Origin of the sequence: Erythrobacter sp. (assembly GCF_023653175.1) — a bacterium.
Classification (GTDB): Bacteria; Pseudomonadota; Alphaproteobacteria; order Sphingomonadales; family Sphingomonadaceae; genus Erythrobacter.
On record NZ_JAMNXL010000009.1, the window covers coordinates 24,271 to 43,370 of the forward strand.

The 19,100-nt window shown below is 67.7% G+C and carries 19 protein-coding genes; 6 read left to right on the forward strand and 13 right to left on the reverse strand.

The genetic code is table 11. The features are described 5' to 3' along the window. Positions 1-12: 12 nt before the first annotated feature. Positions 13-240, reverse strand: a complete 228-nt coding sequence (locus NBV68_RS02215) for a hypothetical protein (protein WP_296306841.1) — start codon at positions 238-240, stop codon at positions 13-15. A 10-nt stretch (positions 241-250) separates the two neighbouring features. After that, positions 251-544, reverse strand: coding sequence for a hypothetical protein (locus NBV68_RS02220; protein WP_296306842.1), 294 nt, complete (start codon positions 542-544; stop codon positions 251-253). A 162-nt stretch (positions 545-706) separates the two neighbouring features. Here NBV68_RS02220 and NBV68_RS02225 point away from each other — a divergent pair, with 162 nt between their 5' ends. Next, positions 707-1,669, forward strand: a complete 963-nt coding sequence (locus NBV68_RS02225) for a right-handed parallel beta-helix repeat-containing protein (RefSeq protein ID WP_296306843.1) — start codon at positions 707-709, stop codon at positions 1,667-1,669. A gap of 189 nt (positions 1,670-1,858) precedes the next feature. Continuing rightward, the gene (locus NBV68_RS02230) at positions 1,859-2,398 is read left to right on the forward strand and encodes a hypothetical protein (protein ID WP_296306844.1); all 540 of its coding nucleotides are present in this window, start codon (positions 1,859-1,861) and stop codon (positions 2,396-2,398) included. A gap of 203 nt (positions 2,399-2,601) precedes the next feature. Here the strand turns inward: NBV68_RS02230 and ribA are convergent, their stop codons facing one another. Beyond that, positions 2,602-3,630, reverse strand: a complete 1,029-nt coding sequence (gene ribA / locus NBV68_RS02235) for a GTP cyclohydrolase II (RefSeq protein ID WP_296306870.1) — start codon at positions 3,628-3,630, stop codon at positions 2,602-2,604. A gap of 38 nt (positions 3,631-3,668) precedes the next feature. Continuing rightward, positions 3,669-4,457: an exodeoxyribonuclease III gene (locus NBV68_RS02240; protein ID WP_296306845.1), complete on the reverse strand. Its 789-nt coding sequence runs from the start codon at positions 4,455-4,457 to the stop codon at positions 3,669-3,671. 176 nt (positions 4,458-4,633) lie between these two features. Between NBV68_RS02240 and NBV68_RS02245 the strand changes: the two genes are divergently transcribed. Further along, positions 4,634-6,037, forward strand: a complete 1,404-nt coding sequence (locus NBV68_RS02245; protein ID WP_296306846.1) for an alkaline phosphatase — start codon at positions 4,634-4,636, stop codon at positions 6,035-6,037. 383 nt (positions 6,038-6,420) lie between these two features. Here NBV68_RS02245 and NBV68_RS02250 read toward each other — a convergent pair whose 3' ends face one another. The 5 genes from NBV68_RS02250 to pabB form a co-directional block, all read right to left on the reverse strand. Beyond that, complete coding sequence (locus tag NBV68_RS02250; RefSeq protein ID WP_296306848.1) at positions 6,421-7,092, reverse strand: outer membrane lipoprotein carrier protein LolA; 672 nt, start codon at positions 7,090-7,092, stop codon at positions 6,421-6,423. Positions 7,093-7,173: 81 nt separating this feature from the next. Continuing rightward, a complete protein-coding gene (rpmG, locus tag NBV68_RS02255) occupies positions 7,174-7,341 on the reverse strand; it encodes a 50S ribosomal protein L33 (RefSeq protein ID WP_017664380.1) in 168 nt (55 codons plus the stop codon). A gap of 153 nt (positions 7,342-7,494) precedes the next feature. Then, on the reverse strand, positions 7,495-7,926 hold the full coding sequence (gene arfB, locus NBV68_RS02260; protein ID WP_296306853.1) for an alternative ribosome rescue aminoacyl-tRNA hydrolase ArfB: 432 nt from the start codon (positions 7,924-7,926) through the stop codon (positions 7,495-7,497). Further along, on the reverse strand, positions 7,919-8,578 hold the full coding sequence (locus tag NBV68_RS02265; protein ID WP_296306855.1) for an RNA pseudouridine synthase: 660 nt from the start codon (positions 8,576-8,578) through the stop codon (positions 7,919-7,921). Before NBV68_RS02265 ends, arfB begins: the two co-directional genes overlap by 8 nt. Continuing rightward, positions 8,575-10,401, reverse strand: coding sequence for an aminodeoxychorismate synthase component I (gene pabB, locus NBV68_RS02270; protein WP_296306857.1), 1,827 nt, complete (start codon positions 10,399-10,401; stop codon positions 8,575-8,577). Before pabB ends, NBV68_RS02265 begins: the two co-directional genes overlap by 4 nt. Positions 10,402-10,502: 101 nt before the next feature. Here pabB and NBV68_RS02275 point away from each other — a divergent pair, with 101 nt between their 5' ends. Beyond that, positions 10,503-12,041, forward strand: coding sequence for a helicase HerA-like domain-containing protein (locus tag NBV68_RS02275; RefSeq protein WP_296306858.1), 1,539 nt, complete (start codon positions 10,503-10,505; stop codon positions 12,039-12,041). 100 nt (positions 12,042-12,141) lie between these two features. On the opposite strand, the gene NBV68_RS02280 is transcribed toward NBV68_RS02275, so the two are convergent. The 4 genes from NBV68_RS02280 to NBV68_RS02295 form a co-directional block, all read right to left on the reverse strand. Then, the gene (locus NBV68_RS02280) at positions 12,142-12,537 is read right to left on the reverse strand and encodes a cupin (RefSeq protein ID WP_296306860.1); all 396 of its coding nucleotides are present in this window, start codon (positions 12,535-12,537) and stop codon (positions 12,142-12,144) included. Further along, positions 12,534-12,926, reverse strand: coding sequence for a VOC family protein (locus tag NBV68_RS02285; protein ID WP_296306862.1), 393 nt, complete (start codon positions 12,924-12,926; stop codon positions 12,534-12,536). The genes NBV68_RS02280 and NBV68_RS02285 overlap by 4 nt, the downstream gene beginning before the upstream one ends. Before the next feature lie 170 nt (positions 12,927-13,096). Next, the gene (locus tag NBV68_RS02290; protein WP_296306864.1) at positions 13,097-14,905 is read right to left on the reverse strand and encodes an aminopeptidase P family protein; all 1,809 of its coding nucleotides are present in this window, start codon (positions 14,903-14,905) and stop codon (positions 13,097-13,099) included. Between the two features lie 79 nt (positions 14,906-14,984). Further along, positions 14,985-16,184, reverse strand: a complete 1,200-nt coding sequence (locus tag NBV68_RS02295; RefSeq protein WP_296306866.1) for a hypothetical protein — start codon at positions 16,182-16,184, stop codon at positions 14,985-14,987. A 73-nt stretch (positions 16,185-16,257) separates the two neighbouring features. On the opposite strand from NBV68_RS02295, the gene NBV68_RS02300 reads away from it, so the two are divergent. Further along, the gene (locus NBV68_RS02300; RefSeq protein WP_296306867.1) at positions 16,258-18,519 is read left to right on the forward strand and encodes a S9 family peptidase; all 2,262 of its coding nucleotides are present in this window, start codon (positions 16,258-16,260) and stop codon (positions 18,517-18,519) included. 112 nt (positions 18,520-18,631) lie between these two features. Next, entirely contained in the window at positions 18,632-19,024 is a 393-nt protein-coding gene (locus NBV68_RS02305) for an acyl-CoA thioesterase (RefSeq protein ID WP_296306868.1), read from the forward strand. Positions 19,025-19,100 lie beyond the last annotated feature (76 nt).

Consider the following 19,100-nt stretch of genomic DNA (forward strand, 5'->3'; position numbering starts at 1 on the left):
CGCGTAGCCCGCCTAACGGCGGGCCTTGGCGGCGTCGCCTGTCATTTCGGCAGGCGCGTCGGTCGGCGCATCGGTGGGCAGGGCCTCGGGCGGGAGGCGGCGTTCGTCGAGCATGCTGGCCGCATCGTCGAGCGCCTTGGCCTCGCCAGGGCTGACCGCGGCGGGCGTGCTCGCCTGCTCGCTCCCGCAGGCGGCGAGGGCAAGCGCGAGGGCTATGGCGAGCAGCGGGGCGCGGGCCATCGCGGGCAGCCTATTCAGGCGCGTCTTCGCCTTCGCCCGCCGCCTCGAGCGCCTTGTCGGCGACCGCAGCCGCGGCATCGCCCGCGGCGGTCGCGCCGGGTTCGGGAACGACCGGAGCGGGCGCGTCGGTGGCTGTGGCGGACGGATCGGCGACCGGCGCATCGGTGATCGGCTCGAGCGCGCTGTCGGCGGGCATCTCGACCGTATCGGCGCTCGCCTCGGACGAGGCATCGTCGGCGCTGCCGCAAGCGGCAAGGGTCAGGGCGGCGGCAGTCAGGGCGGTAAGGCTCAAAAGCTTGCGCATGGCTCGGGTTCTCTCCTGTCGCGCGGGCGCGGGGCATAGGGCCCCCGCCCGCGATCATACGAGGGGTTTAGCCATGCCTTGCCCCGCCCGCCAAGTGCCAAATGGGCACACCCTCCTTGCAAGCGGTGGGGAAGGCGCAAGAGGCGTGATATTTGCCCACGCATGATCAAGGAAGCCATCCGCTCGCCCCTCGGTGTCCTCGCGCTGTTTGGCGCAGCCGCCTTCCCCGCAGCTATCGTGAGCGCGCAGCCCGTGCCCGATGCCTTCACCGTGGTGGAGAGCGGCCAGCGCTTCGACACGCTGCAGGACGCGGTCAATGCCATCGGTCAGGGCCGCGGCACGATCCGCATCGCGCCCGGAACCTATCGGCAGTGTGCCGTGCAGGAAGCGGGCGTGATCGTCTACGAAGCGCCCGAGCCCGGCAGCGTCACCTTCACCGCCCGCTCCTGCGAGGGCAAGGCGGCCTTCGTGCTGCGCGGGATCGGCGCGGAAATCCGCGGGATCACCTTCTCCAACATCCGCGTCGCTGACGGCAACGGCGCAGGCATCCGGCTCGAGAAAGGCGCGCTCAACGTCGCCTATGCGCGGTTCGAGAACAGCCAGCAGGGCATCCTCACCGCCGACGACCCCGCGAGCCGCATCTACATCACCCGCTCGACCTTCACCGGCCTTGGCACCTGCGAGAACTCCGCAGGCTGCGCGCATTCGATCTACATTGGCAACTACGGCTCGCTGACCGTGCGCGAGAGCCGGTTCGAGCGCGGCATGGGCGGGCATTACGTCAAGGCCCGCAGCCGCGAAGTGGTGATCGAGAACAACAGCTTCGACGACGCCAACGGCAAGGCGACCAACTACATGATCGACCTGCCCGCCGGCAGCATCGGGCGCATTGCCGCCAACTGGTTCGTCCAGGGCCGCGACAAGGAGAATTATTCGGCCTTCATCGCGCTTGGGGCGGAGGACCTGCTTCATCCCTCGGACGGTCTCGAGGTCGCGAGCAACGAGGCGCGCTTCGTGCCCGGCCTGTCGAGAAACTCCGTGTTCCTCGCCGACTGGACCGGCTCGCGCGTGGTGATGCAGGGCAACACAATCGCGGGCGGGATCAAGCAGTACGAACAGCGCTGAGGGTTGCGCTTCGGAGAAGGCGCGCCGGAAGTACGCTTTCAGGAAGACGGGGGCGGTGCGTGAACGGCGGAATGTGGGTGGATTGCGGACTGTCGAGTTCCGCGATCGGCAAGCGTACATGCAGTCGCTTAGTAGATTGGCTCAGCAAGATTTGGTAACAAACGCCCGGTGCCATGGAGGCTAACGACGATGCTGTTCAAACTAGCCCTATTCGCTGTTGCAACCAGTGTTGCCGCCACGCCGGGCGATGGGAGACAGCCGCCTCCTTCTGATGACTTCGTCGGTGGCCTCTGTGCCGCAGTAGAGAGTAAGGTGCTGGAGAACGCCCCCAGCTACAATCAAGTAACCTATCTCTATCAGCAGTTTATTGCCGAGGCATCTGGAGTGCAGTTCACCGACTCTTCCGAGCAATACAATAGCAAAATTGCCACATGGCTAAACGCCAACATGCCGACTCTTCTTTGCAACACCTCAAACTTCAATCCACGTAATGGTAACATACTGAAGCTTGCAGTTGCTCGGCAAAATAATAGCTTCATTAATGATGCTATTTTGAACTGGAAGATTGATCTCAACCAGATAGATGCGACCGACGGTAAAACTGTCTTAGACTATATTGAAGATCGTAAGGCATCGTCCGGCACCACCTCCGCCTTTGGCAAAACTCTTCAACGATACTGGGAAAAATTTCGAGCCGCAGGAGCGAAGCGCGCCTCGGAGTTGCATTAGGCTTCCGCAATGGGGTCGATTCCAGAATTTCCGCTTTTGGCTGAAACGAAACTAAAGCCGCCATCCTCTCAATCGTCGCCCCGGACTTGATCCGGGGTTTGGCTTTTCTTCTTTCGCATCTCGAGGGAAACTAGCCAAGCCCCGTGTCGAGCACGGAGTGACGAAGATTGGAGATCCGGCTCCACGACGGGTCGCAAAGGCGGCTAGATCAGCAAATGCCCTGACCGATCCCGCTTGGTCGCCAGATAGCGGGCGTTGTGGGGGTTCTCCGGGAGCTGGTGCGGCACCCGTTCGCTGACTGTGATCCCCGCCGCCTCCAGCGCGCGCACCTTCGCCGGGTTGTTGGTGAGGAGCCGGATCGTCGTCGCCCCCAGCAGTTCGAGCATCCGCGCCGCCACGGGGAAGTCGCGCGCTTCGTCGGGCAGGCCGAGACGCTGGTTGGCCTCGACCGTGTCGAACCCCTGATCCTGCAACCGGTAGGCGCGCAGCTTGTTGACGAGGCCGATCCCGCGCCCCTCCTGCCGCATGTAGAGCAGCGCACCCCAACCGCCGCTGTCCGCCGCCTCATGCGCCATCGCGTGGAGCGCGGCGTCGAGTTGCGGGCCGCAGTCGCATTTGAGGCTGCCGAGGATGTCGCCGGTCAGGCACTCCGAATGGAGCCGCACCAGCGGCTGGCGGTCGCCGTTCTGCTTGCCGATGACCAGCGCGACATGCTCGCGCAGGTCGGCGGCGGAGCGGAAGGCGACGATCTCGGCGTCCTCGCAGGCGCTGACGGGCAGGCGCGCGCGGGTGACGATCCGCAAGCGGCCCGCGTCGGCATAGTCCGCAAGGTCGCTTGCGGAGATCGGGAGCGCCTCGCCTGCGGCCTCGGCGTCGACCATGAAGGCGGGGAGGATCCCCGCGATCCGCGCCAGTTCCAGCGCGGCGGCGGCGGTCTCGGCCCAGTCGAGCGTCACCGCCTTGAACGGGCCCTTGAGCGGGTTGCCGAGGTCGAGCGCCGGGTCGGCAATGGGAAGGGCATCGCGCAAGGTGAAGTCCTCGCCGCCCGCGATCAGCACCGGCGCGTGCGGCACGGCGGCCTCGCGCTGGTTGGCGAGCTTGAGCGTCGCGGCGCGCGCGGCCGAGATCAGCATCTGCGGCGCGCGCGCATCCGGCGCGGTCGCAGTCTCGACGGGCAAAAGCACCGGCCCGCCCTCGAACGCCAACGGCCAGCCGTGGCGCAAGGCGTCCACGGCCTGCGCGGCGCGGCGTTCGGGGGAAGGCGAAAGCGTCAGAGGTCGAACTCCGTAATCAGCGGCACGTGATCGGACGGCTGCGTCCACGCCCGCGCGTCCTCGAGCACGCGGTGGCCCCGCGATTGCCGCGCCACCTCGGGCGAGGCCCACATGTGATCGAGGCGGCGGCCCTTGTCGTTCTCCTGCCAGCTCGGGTTGCGATAGCTCCACCACGAGTAATAGCGCTGCGGGTCAGGGATATGCTGGCGGCCGAGATCGACCCAGCCGTGCGCGTCCTGAAACCGCCCCAGCGTCTCGACCTCGATGGGCGTGTGGCTGACGACCTTGAGGAGCTGCTTGTGGCTCCACACGTCGCTCTCCAGGGGCGCGATGTTGAAATCGCCGACGATCAGTGTGGGGCGGTCGAGCGTGTCGGCCCAGCGCGTCATCCGCCCGAGGAAATCGAGCTTCTGGCCGAACTTGGGGTTCACCTCGCGATCCGGCACGTCACCGCCCGCGGGGATGTAGACATTCTCGACCAGCAGATCGCGGCCCACCACCTCGACCCCGATATGCCGCGCCTCGCCATTGTCCTGCCAGTCGTGGCGGGCGACTTCGCGGATCGGGGCGCGGGAGACCGTGGCGACCCCGTGGTAGCCCTTCTGCCCGCTCACCGCCTGATGTGTGTAGCCCAGCATCGCCAAAGCCTCGGCGGGGAAGAGGTGGCTCTCGCACTTGATCTCCTGCAGGCACAGGATGTCGGGCGCGGCCTCGGTGAGCAGCTTTTCGATGAGGCCGACGCGCAGGCGTGCGGAGTTGATGTTCCAGGTGGCGACGGTGAGCATGGGGGCCGACTTAGGGGGAGAAGCCCTCGCCCTCAAGTAGCGAAGCGGTAGGGCAACAAGAACGCTCTCAAGGGGCGAGACGGTTCGGGCGCAAGGAACCCCCGACCTTCCACGTTTCACTTTATTGTCGCATCATCGCGCGATAGGCCTCCCTGAGCCCCCGCCGGAGACCTACCATGATGACCCGCACCCTCTTTGCCGCCCTGCTGCTCGCGTCCGCCGCCGCCACGCCGACGCTCGCCAAGGAGCGCCGCGCCAAGCCGCCGGAGGAGCCGCGTGCGAAGAACGTGATCCTGTTCATCGGCGATGGCATGGGCATCTCCACCATCACCGCCGCGCGCATCTATGACGGGCAGAAGCGCGGGGAGACGGGCGAGGAGAACCAGCTCAGCTTCGAGAAATTCCCCAACGTGGCGCTGGTCAAGACCTACAACACCAATGCGCAGGTGCCGGATTCCGCAGGCACGGCGACCGCGATGCATTCGGGGCTGAAGACCCGCATCGGGGTGCTCGGGATCGGGCCCGAGGCCGAGAAGGGCGTGTGCAAGGACGCGCTCGCTCACCCGCTGCCGCTGCTGGGCGAGGAAGTGAAGCAGCGCGGGCTGGCGCTTGGGATCGTCACCACCACCCGGATCACCCACGCGACGCCCGCCAGCGTCTATTCGCGCTCGGCCGATCGCGACTGGGAGAGCGACACCAGCATCGCCGCCGACCAGCAGGGGCAGGGCTGCAAGGACATCGCGCTGCAGCTCGCCGAAGCGAAGTTCGACGTTGCGCTCGGCGGGGGGACGGCGATGTTCTACGGCAAGAGCGGGGGCGGGCGCCGCAGCGATCCGGCCGCCGACCTGCCAGCAGGCTGGGCCGCGAAGAACGGCGGCGTGGTGGTGAAGGATGCAGCCGGCCTCTCCGCCGCGCCGATGGGCAAGCCGGTGCTCGGACTGTTCAACCCCAGCCACATGACCTTCATGGCCGAGCGCAAGGCGGATTCGCCCGAGCCGACCCTCACCGAGATGACCGCGGCGGCGATCACGCGGCTCAAGGCCGATCCCGACGGGTTCTACCTGATGGTCGAAGGCGGGCGGATCGACCACGCGCACCACGCCGGCCAGGCGGGCTTCGCGCTCGAGGAGGCGGTCGAGTTCGCGCGTGCGGTGCAGTGGGCGGTCGAGAACACCGACCCGGCCGAAACGCTGATCATGGTGACCGCCGATCACAGCCATGTCTTCACCATTGCCGGCTATCCGCAGCGCGGGAACGACATTCTCGGGCTGGTGGTCGCGCCTCCGGGCCGCGGCGAGGATGGCGGGGACGGCAAGAGCCCGGTGCTGGCGGCGGACGGCAAGCCCTACACCACATTGGGCTATGCCAACGGCCCCGGCGCGGTGAAGGGCGAGCGCCCGGTGCCGACGACCGGCCTCGCCGCGACCCAGCAGGCGCTGGTTCCGACCGGGGGCGAAACCCACGCGGGCGAGGATGTTGCCCTGTTCGCCACTGGCCCGGGCGCGGAACGGGCGCGCGGGGTGATCGAGCAGAATGTGATCTACAGCATCATCCGCAAGGCGCTGGGCTGGGAGAAGTAATGTAGCGGGCCAAGACTAGCGATTCCCGCTCCTTGGCGCGACGCGTCCAAGTGGTTTAGGCGTCGCCGAATAGTGCTTCGACCGAGAACCGGAGCGGAGCGCACTTAATGTGCGTGAGCACCGGAAGCGCAGGGCGGAGCGCTTTGCAGGCCTGCATAAACCGCTTGGACACCAAAAACCCCCGACCCGGGGGCGATGGGTCGGGGGTTCCATGGAGCGTTCGTCACGCTTGTGCAAGACAGGCCCTTGTGAAGGGTGGGCAACAGGGGGGAAACCTCCCTTCGACCCGCCTTGTTGAGAATGATTAGCCGGTTTTGCCTTTCACCCACATGAACGAAGGTCGACTTTTGTCGCCTTCCTACAACCGTTCGTCGGAGCGCCGTTCATCCCGGGCGACGAGCCGTGCGGCGCGGGTCCTTGAAGGTGAAGGTGCTGTCGGCCACCGCCACGCCATAGCGCTGGTTCGACAGCTCCACCCGGGTGCGGTTGTTCTGGGCGTCGAGCGCGACCCAATAGGCGAGCTGCAGGCCTCCGGGCGCGGCGGCGTTCCGCGTGAAGATCATCGTGATCATCCCGAATTCGGGCTTCTTGGGATCGCGCACCTGCACGCTGATCACGTCCTTGCTCGAGGTCGGCATCAGCTTGCCGAAGCGCTTCACGTCCTTGTCCGGATCGAACAGCGCACCGAGCGGCGAATTGCCGATCGGCCAGCGTTCGACCTGCGCGACCTCGTAGTCGATCACATAGAGCGACTTGCCGTTGGAGATGACGAGGAAGTCGGCGTTCTTGCCGTAGTCGAAGCGGATCTTGCCCGGACGCTTGAGGGTCATCACCCCGCGCAGGGCCTGGCCGTTGCGATCGGTCTGGACGAAGTCGGCCTTCATGGTCGAGATCGCGCGCAGCGCGGCGACGACGCGGTCGAGATCGGTGGCGGCAGCCTGCGCCGCGGCGGGCGCGGTCAGCGGGGTGGGGGTGCCGGGGGCGAGGCCAAGCGCAAGCGCCCCGGCCGAAAGGCCGAGCGCTGCGATGCGAAACGTTGTGGAAGCTGTTTTCATGCCGCTGCGCCTAGGTCGCATGGCTTGAACTGTCGATGAATTGCCGCGCGCGTCGCCATACAGGTGCGCGCGGCAGAAGCCTTACTTGATCTTGGCTTCCTTGAATTCGACATGCTTGCGCGCGACGGGGTCGTACTTCCGGAAGCTCATCTTCTCGGTGATGTTGCGCGGGTTCTTCTTGGTCACGTAGAAGAAACCGGTGCCCTCGCTCGAGACGAGGCGGATCTTGACGGTGGTGGGCTTCGCCATGGCGGTATCCTGTCAACTGGGTCGGCCCCTCGGGTGCGTCTCGCGGGGCTAAAAAGCAAATAGCGGCGCGCCCGGAAGGCCCGGCACACCGCCACATGGGCGCGCCATTCGCCGATTCACCGGCAAAAGTCAAGGCGGGAGCCTGCGGCACGGTCACCAGTCCGAGGCGCGGGGTTTGCCGCGATTGGCCTTCACCGCGCCGCGCACCTTCTTGACCTTCAAGCGCTCGGTCTTGCCGACGCGGTTCACCCGGGTCTTGGCGCGGCGCTTGGGCTCGGTCTCGGCCTCCTCGAGCAGCGCGGCCAGCTTGGCGCGCGCATCCTGGCGGTTGGCGTCCTGTGTGCGGTGCGCCTTGGAGGTGACGATGAGGTCGCCATTGCCCGCCAGCTTCGCACCGGCCAGCTTGCGCAGCCGCGCGAAGACCGGGGGCGAGAGGCGCAGCGCATAGACATTCACCCGCAGCTCCACCTCCGTGGCGACCTTGTTGGCGTTCTGCCCGCCGGGGCCCGAGCCTGCGAGAAAGCTCTCGCTCGCCAGCCTTATCGCCCGGGCAGCGAGGGGTTCGGGCGCGTCGGCCTCATCCATCCTTCGCCCCGAGCGCGAGGAAATCGGCAGGCAGCGGCGCGCGCGCCTCGACCGGCGTCTTGCCGGGGCGGGCGACGGTCAGGCTTTCGGCATGGAGCATCGTGCGCTTGGCCCCGGGCGCATTGCCCGCGCCGTAGACCGGATCGCCCAGCAGGGCCGCGCCGAGACCCTTCAGCGCGTGGACGCGCAGCTGGTGGGTGCGCCCGGTCTCGGGGCGGAAGCGGATCAGGCTGTGCCCGCCCAGCTCCTCGACCAGCTCCCAGTGCGAGACCGCGGGCTTGCCCTTCTTCGCCGCGATCATCCGCCAGCCCTTCTCCGCCGAGCTGATCTTGGCGAGCGCGAGTTCGATCGTGCCTTCCGTGCCCGGCGGACGCCCGGCAAGGATCGCAAGATAGGTCTTGCCCACCAGCCGCTCCTCGAACGCCCGGTTGAAGCGCGCCAGCGCCTTGGGGTTCCTCGCCAGCAGCAGGCAGCCGCTAGTGTCCGTATCGAGCCGGTGCACCGCCACCGGCGGGCGCTGGAAGCCCAGCTTCAGCCCCTCGAGATGGTCCTCGAGGCAGATCCCGCCCTTCCTCGGCCGGTCGACCGACATGCCCGAAGGCTTGTCGATCACCAGCGCCTCGCCGTCTTCGTAGAGGATCGGCAAGGTCATGCGAGCACCGCCTTCATCAGCCCGCGCAGGGCGTTGCCGATCCAGAAGCCGTTCGCCAGATCATCCAGTGTCAACTCCCCCTCGCGCGCGCGGCCCTGGGCGATGAGGCTGGCTCGCAGCACGCCGGGCAGCAGGCCGAGCGCTGTTGGCGGGGTGACGAGCACGCCGTCCGGCCCTTCCGCGAAGACGCTGGTCCAGCTGCCCTCGGTCACGAGGCCCCCACCCGCTTCGGCGCCGCGCACCAGCAGCGCTTCCTCGGCGCCAAGGCCGCGTGCCGCCGCCAGCGCGTCTTCATAGAAGCCGCGGTCGGAGGTCTTGTGCGCGAGCCGCCAGTCGGAGGGGTCAAGCGGGTGAGGCAGCGCGGCAACCTTGACCGGCTCGGCCAGAGCTGCGGGGAGCGGCGCGGTCTCGAGCGCGCTCGCACCGCTGCGCGCCACCAGCAGACGCACCTTGGCAGGCCCGTCGAGCTCGAAGCACAGCGCCTGGATCTGGTTGCGCAGGGCATGGCGGTCGAAGGTGAAGCCCAGCGTGGCCGCGCTCGCCTTCATCCGCGCAAGGTGGTCTTCGAGCAGCGCAATCCCCGTGTCGGGTGCGAAGCGCATCGTCTCGATGAGATCGCATTGCGGCGCCGTCAGCCCCGGCGCCAAGCGGCGCAGGAAGCCCGCCTTGACCTCGCATTCGCGGCGTTCGGCCAGCGGATCGCTGTCGGCGACGATGGCCGAGCCGATCCCGAGCACCGCGCTGCCCTGCCCGTTCTCGACGGGGGTGAGCCGCAGCGTGCGGATCGCGACGTTAATGGCCGCGTTGCCATCCGCGTCGATCCGCCCGATCGCCCCGCAATAGGCCCCGCGCGCATCGCGCTCGGTGGCGGTGAGCAGCTCCATCGCCCGGATCTTGGGCGCGCCGGTGATCGAGCCGCAGGGGAACAGCGCGCGCACGAGATCCATCGCGCCCTTGCCCGGGCTGAGCCGCGCGCGCACCGTGGAGACCATCTGGTGCACCGTCGGATAGGTCTCAACCGCGAAGGGCGCATCGACATGGACGCTGCCTGCCTCGGCGACGCGGGAGAGGTCGTTGCGCATCAGGTCGACGATCATCAGGTTCTCGGCACGGTCCTTCACCGAAGCCGCCAGCTCCTCCACCGCCGCGCGGTCCGCCGCAGGGTCGGCGGCGCGGGGGCGGGTGCCCTTCATCGGCTTGACCTTGGCTTCCTCGCCGGCGAGCGCCACGAACAGTTCGGGCGAGAAGCTCAGCAGCCAGTGCGATCCGTCGAAGATCAGTCCGCCATAGCCCGCCGCCGCCGCGCCGCGCAGCGCGGCATAAAGCCCCACCGGATCGCCCCGGTATGATCCGGCGAGCGGGTAGGTGAGGTTCGCCTGATAGATATCGCCCGCATGGATCGCCTCGCTGAGCGCCGCGAAACACGCGCCGTAGCCGCCGGGCGAGAGCTGCGGCTCCATCGGCCCGAGCGTGCCCGGCCCCTCTGCGCGCGCCGCCAGCCAGGCGGGCACATCGGCGGCTGCGATGCGGGTCGGGGCATCGAACAGCCCGAGCCACACCAGCGGGCCTGCCGCGCCGCTGCGCGCTGCCGCATGGGCCATGAGCCTGGGCTCGAGCGCCAGCCCCGCTTCATAGGCGATCATGCCCGCCAGCGCGCCGCCTTCGGCCACCCGTGCGGCCTCGGCCGCGGACAGCACCGCTTCGACCTCGCTTGCCCGATGCGCCACAAACAGCGCGCGCGGGCTCTCGTAGAGCAGCGCGTCGGCAGCGCCGTCTCCGGCGCGGGCGTCATCGAGGAGGACGAATGGTGCGGGGGAACCCATGGGGGAATCCTTGGCCCAATCGCGCGCCGCTGTCGAGAACTTGACCGCCGCGCCTTGCCCCTGCACACCTCCGCGCGACACGTTACCAACTGGGGGCAGGCATGACTGAAGGCGCATCCGACATCTTTCTCGGCCTCGGCGCGGACGGATCGCGCCAGGCGCTGCTGCTCGGGCGCGCGAACCGTCACGGACTGATCGCGGGCGCGACCGGCACCGGCAAGACCGTGACCCTGCAGGGCATCGCCGAGAGCTTCTCGGCCGCGGGCGTGCCGGTGTTCCTTGCCGACGTGAAGGGCGACCTGTCGGGGATCGCCATGCCCGGCTCGCCGACCTTCAAGCACGCCGACAAGCTGGAGGCACGCGCGAAGGAGCTCGGCATCACCGATTACAGCTATGCCGACAATCCGGTGATCTTCTGGGATCTCTACGGCGAGCAGGGCCACCCGATCCGCACCACCGTGTCCGAGATGGGCCCGCTGCTGCTGTCGCGCCTGCTCGATTTGAACGAGACACAGGAAGGCGTGCTGCAGATCATCTTCCGCTATGCCGATGAAAATGGCCTGCTGCTGCTGGACTTCGAGGATCTGTCGGCGCTGCTCGCCTGGGCGAACGAGAATGCGGCGGACCTTTCGGGCAAATACGGCAATGTCACCAAGCCCTCGGTCGGCTCGATCCAGCGGCAGCTTCTGAGCTTCGAGGCGCAGGGGGCGAACCATTTCTTCGGGGAGCCGGCGCTGGAGATTGGCGACTTCCTCAAGGTCGACGAGCAGGGGCGCGGCTATGTGAACGTGCTCGCCGCCGACAAGCTGATGCGCAGCCCCAAGCTCTACGCCACCTTCCTCTTGTGGCTGCTGGCCGAACTTTTCGAGAGCCTGCCCGAGGTGGGCGATCCCGAGAAACCCAAGCTGGTGTTCTTCTTCGACGAGGCGCACCTGCTGTTCGACGACGCCCCCAAGGCCCTGCAGGACACGATCGAGCAGGTGGTGCGGCTGATCCGCTCGAAGGGCGTGGGCGTGTTCTTCGTCACCCAGAACCCGATCGACATTCCCGAGGAGGTCGCCGGCCAGCTCGGCAACCGGGTGCAGCATGCCCTGCGCGCCTTCACCCCGCGTGACCAGCGCGCGATCAAGGCGGCGGCCGAGACCTTCCGGGTCAACCCCAAGCTCGATGTCGAAGCTGCGATCACCGAGCTCAAGGTCGGCGAGGCGCTGGTCTCGACCCTTGATGACGACGGCGCGCCGACGGTGGTCGAGCGCGCGCTGATCAAGCCGCCGCGCTCGCGGTTGGGGCCGGTCAGCGAGAAGGAGCGCGCGATCATCCAGTCGATCAGCCCGCTCGAGGGCAAGTACGATACGGCCGTGGACCGCGAGAGCGCCGCCGAAGTGCTCGCCGCCAAGGCCGCCGATGCCGCGGCGACGGCGGAGGAAGTGGCCGAGAAGGGCGTCGAGGAAGTCGCCAAGCGCGAACGCAAGACGCCGTCTGTCTGGGAGAAGGCCGGCAAGAGCGCGATGACCGCTGCCAGCGGTTCGCTCGCCTCGATGGCGGTGGCGATGGTGCTCGGCAAGAAGTCGGGCGCCGACCCACTGAAGACCGGGGCGACCGCTTTCGTGCGGAACCTCATCGGCGGGCTGATGCGCTAGAACCGCGCGCCTGCGAGGCGCCGACTGTTTCACGTGGAACAGTCGATGACCCGCGCACGATCGTGCAACGACCGCGCGACGAGGGTGCAACGCGCGCGCCCTAGCGTGGCCGGTGCTGCGTGCCCTCGCCTGCGGTGATGAAGATCGCGGTTGCGCTCCCGGACACGTCGGCGGTGTGCCATACGCCTGCCGGGTTGATCGCATATTCTCCGGCAGCGAGCGGGGTTTCGGCGAGGCTGCCGCCCGCCAGCTCCTGCACCAGCACCATGGCGCCGTGGGTGCAGATCACCACCTCGTCGCCCGCGGGGTGCATCTCCCAAGCGGTCCAATCCTCGGTGAAGGTGTATTGCGAGACGAGGCGGCCTTCCGCCCCGTCTGCCGCGTGACGCGCGCCGTAGCCTTCGTACCATTCCATCCCGGCGAAAGGCGGCTCCTCGACCGCCTTCGCGCCGAGGCCGAGATGGATGAAGCGCTCCTCGAGGCGCGGCGCGCTCATTCCTCGGACTTTTCGGGCGCGACCATGCAGAAGGCGTTCAATTTGTTACCATCGGGATCGCGGAAATAGGCGGCGTAGAAGCCGTCATTGCCGCGCGGCCCCGGCGCGCCTTCGCAGGTGCCGCCGTGGGCGAGCGCGGTGTCGTAGACCGTGTGGACCTGTTCGGGCGATTTCACTTCGAGCGCCACCATTACCCCGTTGCCGACGGTGGCGGGCTGACCATCGAACGGCACGGTCGCCGCGATCCCCGGCGGGCCGCCGAACTCGCCCCACGCGATGAAGCTGTCGAAGTCCATCATCCGTCCCACGCCGAACTGCGCGGCGAGCGCGTCATAGAAGGCTGCCGCGCGGGGCAGGTCGTTGGTGCCGAGGGTGACGTAGCCGATCATGTGTGTTCCTCCCATGCCATGCGAATCGATGTTGGAACATTACAGGAACATTATCGGGGTAACAAGCAACCTTCTCCCCGTCCCGGACCTGGTCCGGGACCCCGCTTGCTTTTCAGGCGGTTGCGAAAAGCAAAGCTGCTGGGCCCCGGGTCAAGCCCGGGGCGGGGGCGTTAGAGGGGCTGGGTCTCGCGCTCCACCCAGGCCAGATCCTCGCCCGCGAGGCGTGGGCTGAGCAGCGCGCGGACCTTCGCGTGGTAGGCGTCGACCCAGGCGATTTCCTCCGCCGTCAGCAGGGCCTTGTCGATCAGCTTGCGATCCAGCGGCACGTAGGTCAGCGTCTCGAAGCCGAGATACTTGCCTTCCGCCCCTGCAATCTCCCGCTCCTCGACCAGCACCAGGTTCTCGATCCGGATGCCGAAGGTGCCCGGCTTGTAATAGCCCGGCTCGTTGGAAAGGATCATGCCCGCGTGCAGCTCCTGACCCGTCCCGGCCTGCCCGCCCGAGGGCTTGGCGATGCGCTGCGGGCCCTCGTGGACGCTGAGGAAGCTCCCCACCCCGTGGCCGGTGCCGTGGGCGTAGTCGACGCCTGCCTCCCACAGATATTGCCGCGCCAGCACGTCGAGCTGGCCGCCCGCTGTGCCTTGCGGGAAGACCGCGCGGGCGAGCTGGATGTGGCCCTTGAGGACGCGCGTGTTGCGGTCGCGCATTTCGGCGCTCGGCTCTCCGGGCCCGACCCACACGGTGCGGGTGATGTCCGTCGTGCCGCCCGGATACTGCCCGCCCGAATCGACGAGGTAGATCGAGGATGGCGGAATCGCGATATTGCTGTCCTCGTCCACCTTGTAATGCGGCAGCGCGGCGTGGCCGGCGGCGGCGGAGATAGTGTCGAAGGAGAGATCACGCAGCCCTTGGTCTTCCTCGCGGAAGGCTTGCAGGCGCGCGGCGGCGGAGAGTTCATCCACCCCGCCCCCCGGGGCTTCGATCTCCAGCCAGCGCAGGAACTTCGAAACCGCCGCCCCGTCGCGCGCCTGCGCGTCGCGGTGGCCCTGTTGCTCGGCGGCGTTCTTGACCGCCTTGGTGAGGATCGTCGGGTCCTGCTTGAAGGCGAAGCTCGCGCCGCCTGCCCGCAGCGCCTGCGCGATGCCGACCACCGCGAAATCGGGATCGAGCGCCACGCTCTTGCCCGCGAAGGCGGAGCCGAGCGCTCCCTCGAAGGCGGCACGTTCGCGGATCGTCACCGCATTACCCAAGTGGCGGGTGAGCTCGGGCGTGACCTTCTCGGGCGCAATGAACAGCTCGGCGCTGCCGTCCTTGTGCGCGATCACATAGGAGAGCGCGACCGGGGTGTGCGCCACGTCGGCGCCGCGGATGTTGAGCAGCCATGCGACCGAATCCAGCGCGGGGATGACGACCGCGTCGTGGCCCTCCTTGACCAGCCAGTCGGCGACTGCGGCGCGCTTGTCGGCCGAGGAGCGGCCCGCCAGCGCATCCTCGTGCGGGATGGCGACGGCGGGCGAGGGGGCGGGGCGGTCGGCCCACACGGCGTCCACCGGATTGCTCTCGGCGGGCACGAGCGCGATGCCCTTGGCGGCGACGCGCTTCTTCAGCGCCTCGACCCACGCCCAGGTGTGGAGCCAGGGGTCATAGGCGATCCGCGCGCCACTTTCGCACACCTCACCCAACCATCCGCCGAGCGTGTCCTTGGGGACCGAGCGATACTCAAATAGATTGCCGTCGACCTGCTCGCGCACCTGCACAGTGTAGCGTCCGTCGACGAAGATCGCAGCGTGGGTGAGCGTCACCGCGGCAAACCCCGCCGAGCCGCCGAAGCCCGTCAGCCACGCGAGGCGCTGGGCGTAGTCGCCGACATATTCGCTCATATGCTCGTCGGAGATGGGGACGATAAAGCCGTCTAGCCCCCGCCGCTTCAGCTCCTCGCGCAGGGCGGCAAGGCGGGCTTCATGGGTTTGCATCAGCATGGGCTTAGGTCTTTCCGAGTCCTGACGTGGCGCTGGCGTCAATATAGGCGCTTTGCGGCAATCCTGCCACCGGCCGGCGTCAGGGCGCGGCGGGCGCGGCGCGCCAGAACAGGCTGGCGAGGGGGTTGGGGGTGCCGAACACGTCTTCGAATGGCATGAGCCGCGCGGCTTCGCGCGCGGTTTTGCAGGCGGCGATGTCGGTCGCATCCTTGCCGGTGGTCTTGACCACGCGGCAATGGCGGACCGAGCCATCGGGGTTGGCGGCGAGATCGAGCACCAGCGGGCTTTTCGCGCGATCCTGCGGGAGCACCCCGGCACGGGTCAGGGCGGCGACAAGCGCGTCTTCCGCGCCCTCGGCCAGCTGCGTCTCGCGGACAAAATCGGGATCGGGGCCGATGGCGAGGGGGCCTTCGGGGCGGTGGAGGATGGCGAGCGGCACCATCCAGTCGCGGTTCCCGTCAACGCTGCTCCAGTTGGGGGCGAGGGTTCCCCTGCCATAGGCGCAGGCCGCCGCATCGGCTTGCATGTCGCCGCTCGGCTGGAGCACCCGGCACTCGAGGCCGCTAAAGCCACGATGGAGGATCAGCCCGGTCATCGGCCCTGCTTGCGGGGTCTCGCCCCAGCCCGCTTGCGGCGCGGTCTTCCATTGCGGGGCGCGGTAGAGATCGGCGACTTGGAAATCGGCGGGCGGGAAGCGCTCCAGATCCTGAACCCGCGACGCGAGGCGTGGCACCGGGCGGGTGTCGCGCTCGTTGGTGAACAGCGGGCGCGGCGGGCCGTCGGGCTGGGCGGTGAACGTGCGATTGGAAAAGCTGAGCGTGAAGGTCCCGGCCACCTGTGTGCCGTCATCGGCGAGCTTGGGCAGGAAGCGCTGGCCTGCGATCTCGGCACACAGCAGCCCCTCCTCCACGATCACCCGGCTTCTGGGCGAATAGCGGCACCCGGCAATCGTGCCTTGCGCGGTGATATCGAGCAGGATCGTCGCATCGCGCGGGGCGGCGGGATCGGCGAGGTGCGCCTTGGCGAGCACGGAATCCGCCACGAACCACGTAACCGGTTCGGCCAGCGGCTGGGCGGTGCGCAGCGGGGTCTGCTCGTCGCGCGGCCAGTAGCCGTAGCCCTCGACGAGGATCGCCCGGTCCTGGAGCGCTCCGCCCGGCCGGGTAACGCGCGGCGCGGTTGGCTCCTCCGCCTGCGCCGATGCGAACGGCACGGTCAGCGCCAGAAGACCTGCTGCCGCCGCTCCGCCACGCCGCACAGCTGTGAAAATCCAGCCCATTGCCTGTCCGCCCTTTCGCCCGAGGGCACGCCCAGCTCGGGGCTTGCCAGCCTTCGACACGCGACCTAGCACCATGGGCCAAGCCCCCCAAGCGAGTTTCACCGCCATGCCCCCTGTCCGCCCGATCAGCCTGCTGGCTCTTGCCAGCGCACTTGCCGCCACCACATTCGCCCCGGCTGCCATTGCCGCCACACCTGAGGAATCCGCTCCTGTGACCAGCACGCCGACCACCGCTTCCGCTTCCGCAATCAAGCCCCCCGTCGCGGAAAAGCGCCCGCACACCTACACCGTGCACGGCATCACGGTCGAAGACCCATATGACTGGCTCTACGACAAGTCCTATCCCACGGTCGACGACAAGGACGTGCTCGATCACCTCAAGGCCGAGAACGCCTATTTCGAGGCGCAGATGGAGGGGCAGAAGGCCCTGACCGAGGCGCTGTTCGCCGAGATGCGCGCGCGCATCAAGGAGGACGATTCGACCGTGCCCCAGAAGGACGGCGACTACCTCTACTGGAGCGAGTTCGAGGAAGGCGCGCAGTATCGCAAGCATTACCGGAAAGCCGTTGCGGGCGGCGAGGCCGAGCTGCTGATCGACGAGAACGCGCTGGCCGAGGGGCAGGAATATTTCCGCCTCGGCGCGGCCTCGATCAGCCAGAACGGGCGGTTCCTCGCCTATGCCACCGACACCAGCGGGGGCGAGCGCTACACCGCGCGGATCAAGGACCTTACGACCGGCGAGCACCTGCCCGACGTGATCGAGAACCTGCGCGGCGACCTCGTGTGGGTCAAGAACGACACCGCGATCGTCTACGGCCCCTCGACCGAGGAGTGGCGCACGCTCGAAGCGAAGATGCACGTGATCGGCACCCCGGTGAGCGAGGACGTGACCCTCTACAAGGAGGAGGACCAGAGCTTCGGCGTCGGCACCGGCCTTTCCGCGCAGGAAGACTGGCTGATCATCGCCACCGGTGACAACGAGACGAGCGAAGTGCGCCTCGTCCCCGCCAATGATCCGACCGCCGCGCCGATCCTCGTCAAGCCGCGCAAGAAGGGCGTCGAATACGGCGCCGATGTCCGCGACGGCGAGCTGTGGGTGTGGACCAACGACGATCACATCAACTTCCGCCTCGCCAAGGCGAAGCTGGAAGCGCCCGGTGAGTGGCAGACGGTCATTCCCGGCTCGGATGATTTCTATCTGACCGGCTTCGACCTGTTCAAGGGCTTCTTCGTCACCGAGGGGCGGCTGAACGGCCTCGACCAGATCCAGCTGCGCCAATACGGCGATCCGGCCAAGGTGACGCCGATCTCCTTCCCCGAGCCGAGCTTCACCGCAGGTCTTTCGAACAACCCCGAATATGACATGCAGGTGCTGCGCCTGTCCTACCAGTCGATGGTGACGCCGGGCACGATCTATGACTACGACGTCAAGACGGGCGGGCTGACGACGCTCAAGACGCAGGAGATCCCGAGCGGGTATGACCCCTCGCTCTATGTCTCCGAGCGGCTGACAATCACCGCGCGCGATGGCACGCAGGTTCCGGTCAGCGTGCTGATGAGGAAGGACCGCGCGGAAATCCTGAAAAAGGCCGGGATCGAGGGGCCGGGGCCGCTGCATCTCTATGCCTACGGCGCCTATGGCTATGCCATCCCGCCGGGCTTCTCAACCTCGCGCCTCAGCCTTGTGGATCGCGGCTTTGCCTATGCCATCGCCCATATCCGCGGCGGCGACGATCTCGGGCGGCGCTGGTATCTGCAAGGCAAGCTGTTCGAGCGGACCAACACCTTCAACGATTTCGTCGATGCGGGCCGGGGCCTGATCGCCAAGGGCTACACCGCGGAAGGGAAAGTGACCGCGAGCGGCGGCTCGGCAGGCGGCGAGCTGATGGGGGCGGTGATCAATCAGGACCCCGCACAATATGGCGCGGTGGTGGCGCATGTGCCCTTCGTCGACGTGGTCGGCACCATGCTCAACGAGAAGCTCCCCCTCACTCCGGGCGAGTGGCAGGAATGGGGCAATCCAATTCTAGACAAGGCGGCGTTTGCCTATATGCTGTCCTATTCGCCCTATGATCAGGTGACCGCCAAGGCCTATCCGCCGTTGCTGGTGACCGCCGGGCTGAACGATCCGCGCGTCACCTATTGGGAGCCCGCCAAGTGGGTCGCCAAGCTGCGCGAGGTGAAGACCGACGACAACCTGCTGCTCCTGAAGACCAACATGGGCGCAGGCCACGGCGGGCAGTCCGGGCGCTGGAACAGCCTCAAGGAGACGGCCGAGGAGTTCGCCTTCATCCTGTGGCAGATGGGGATGGCGCCCAAGAGCGAGGGCGAGTGAAGTCGCCGAATTACGGACGGGGCCTGATGATCGTTTCGGTGATCGCGCTGACGATTGCGGCCTCGCCTTTTCTGTTGCTTTGGGCTGCCTGCGTGTTCGGGAAGGATTGCGTGTGACGAACCGCTTCACCCGCACCTTCGTCGCCGCGCCCGAGCACATCGACGAGCTCGGCCACGTCAACAACACCGTGTGGGTGCAGTGGATTCAGGACATGGCCACCGCCCACTGGGACGCGGTCGCGCGGCCCGAGGACCGCGCGGCGTTCTTCTGGGTCGTGGTGCGGCACGAGATCGATTATCGCGGCAACGTGTCCGAGGGCGCTGAAGTCCGCGCCGAGACATGGATCGAAGGCCGCGCGCAAGGCGCCAAGTCGCTGCGGCGGGTCGAGTTCACCGACGCGTCCGGCAAGCGCCTCGTCAGCGCGGCGACCAGCTGGGCGATGCTCGACCGCGCGACCGGACGGCTGGCGCGGGTGCGGCCCGAGGTGCTCGAGCCGTTTGTCTGAGGGTCAGGCCTCCCGCCCCGCCTCCCCACCCGGCCACCAATAGTACCACTATGTTATGGTGGCCGGGTGGGGAGGC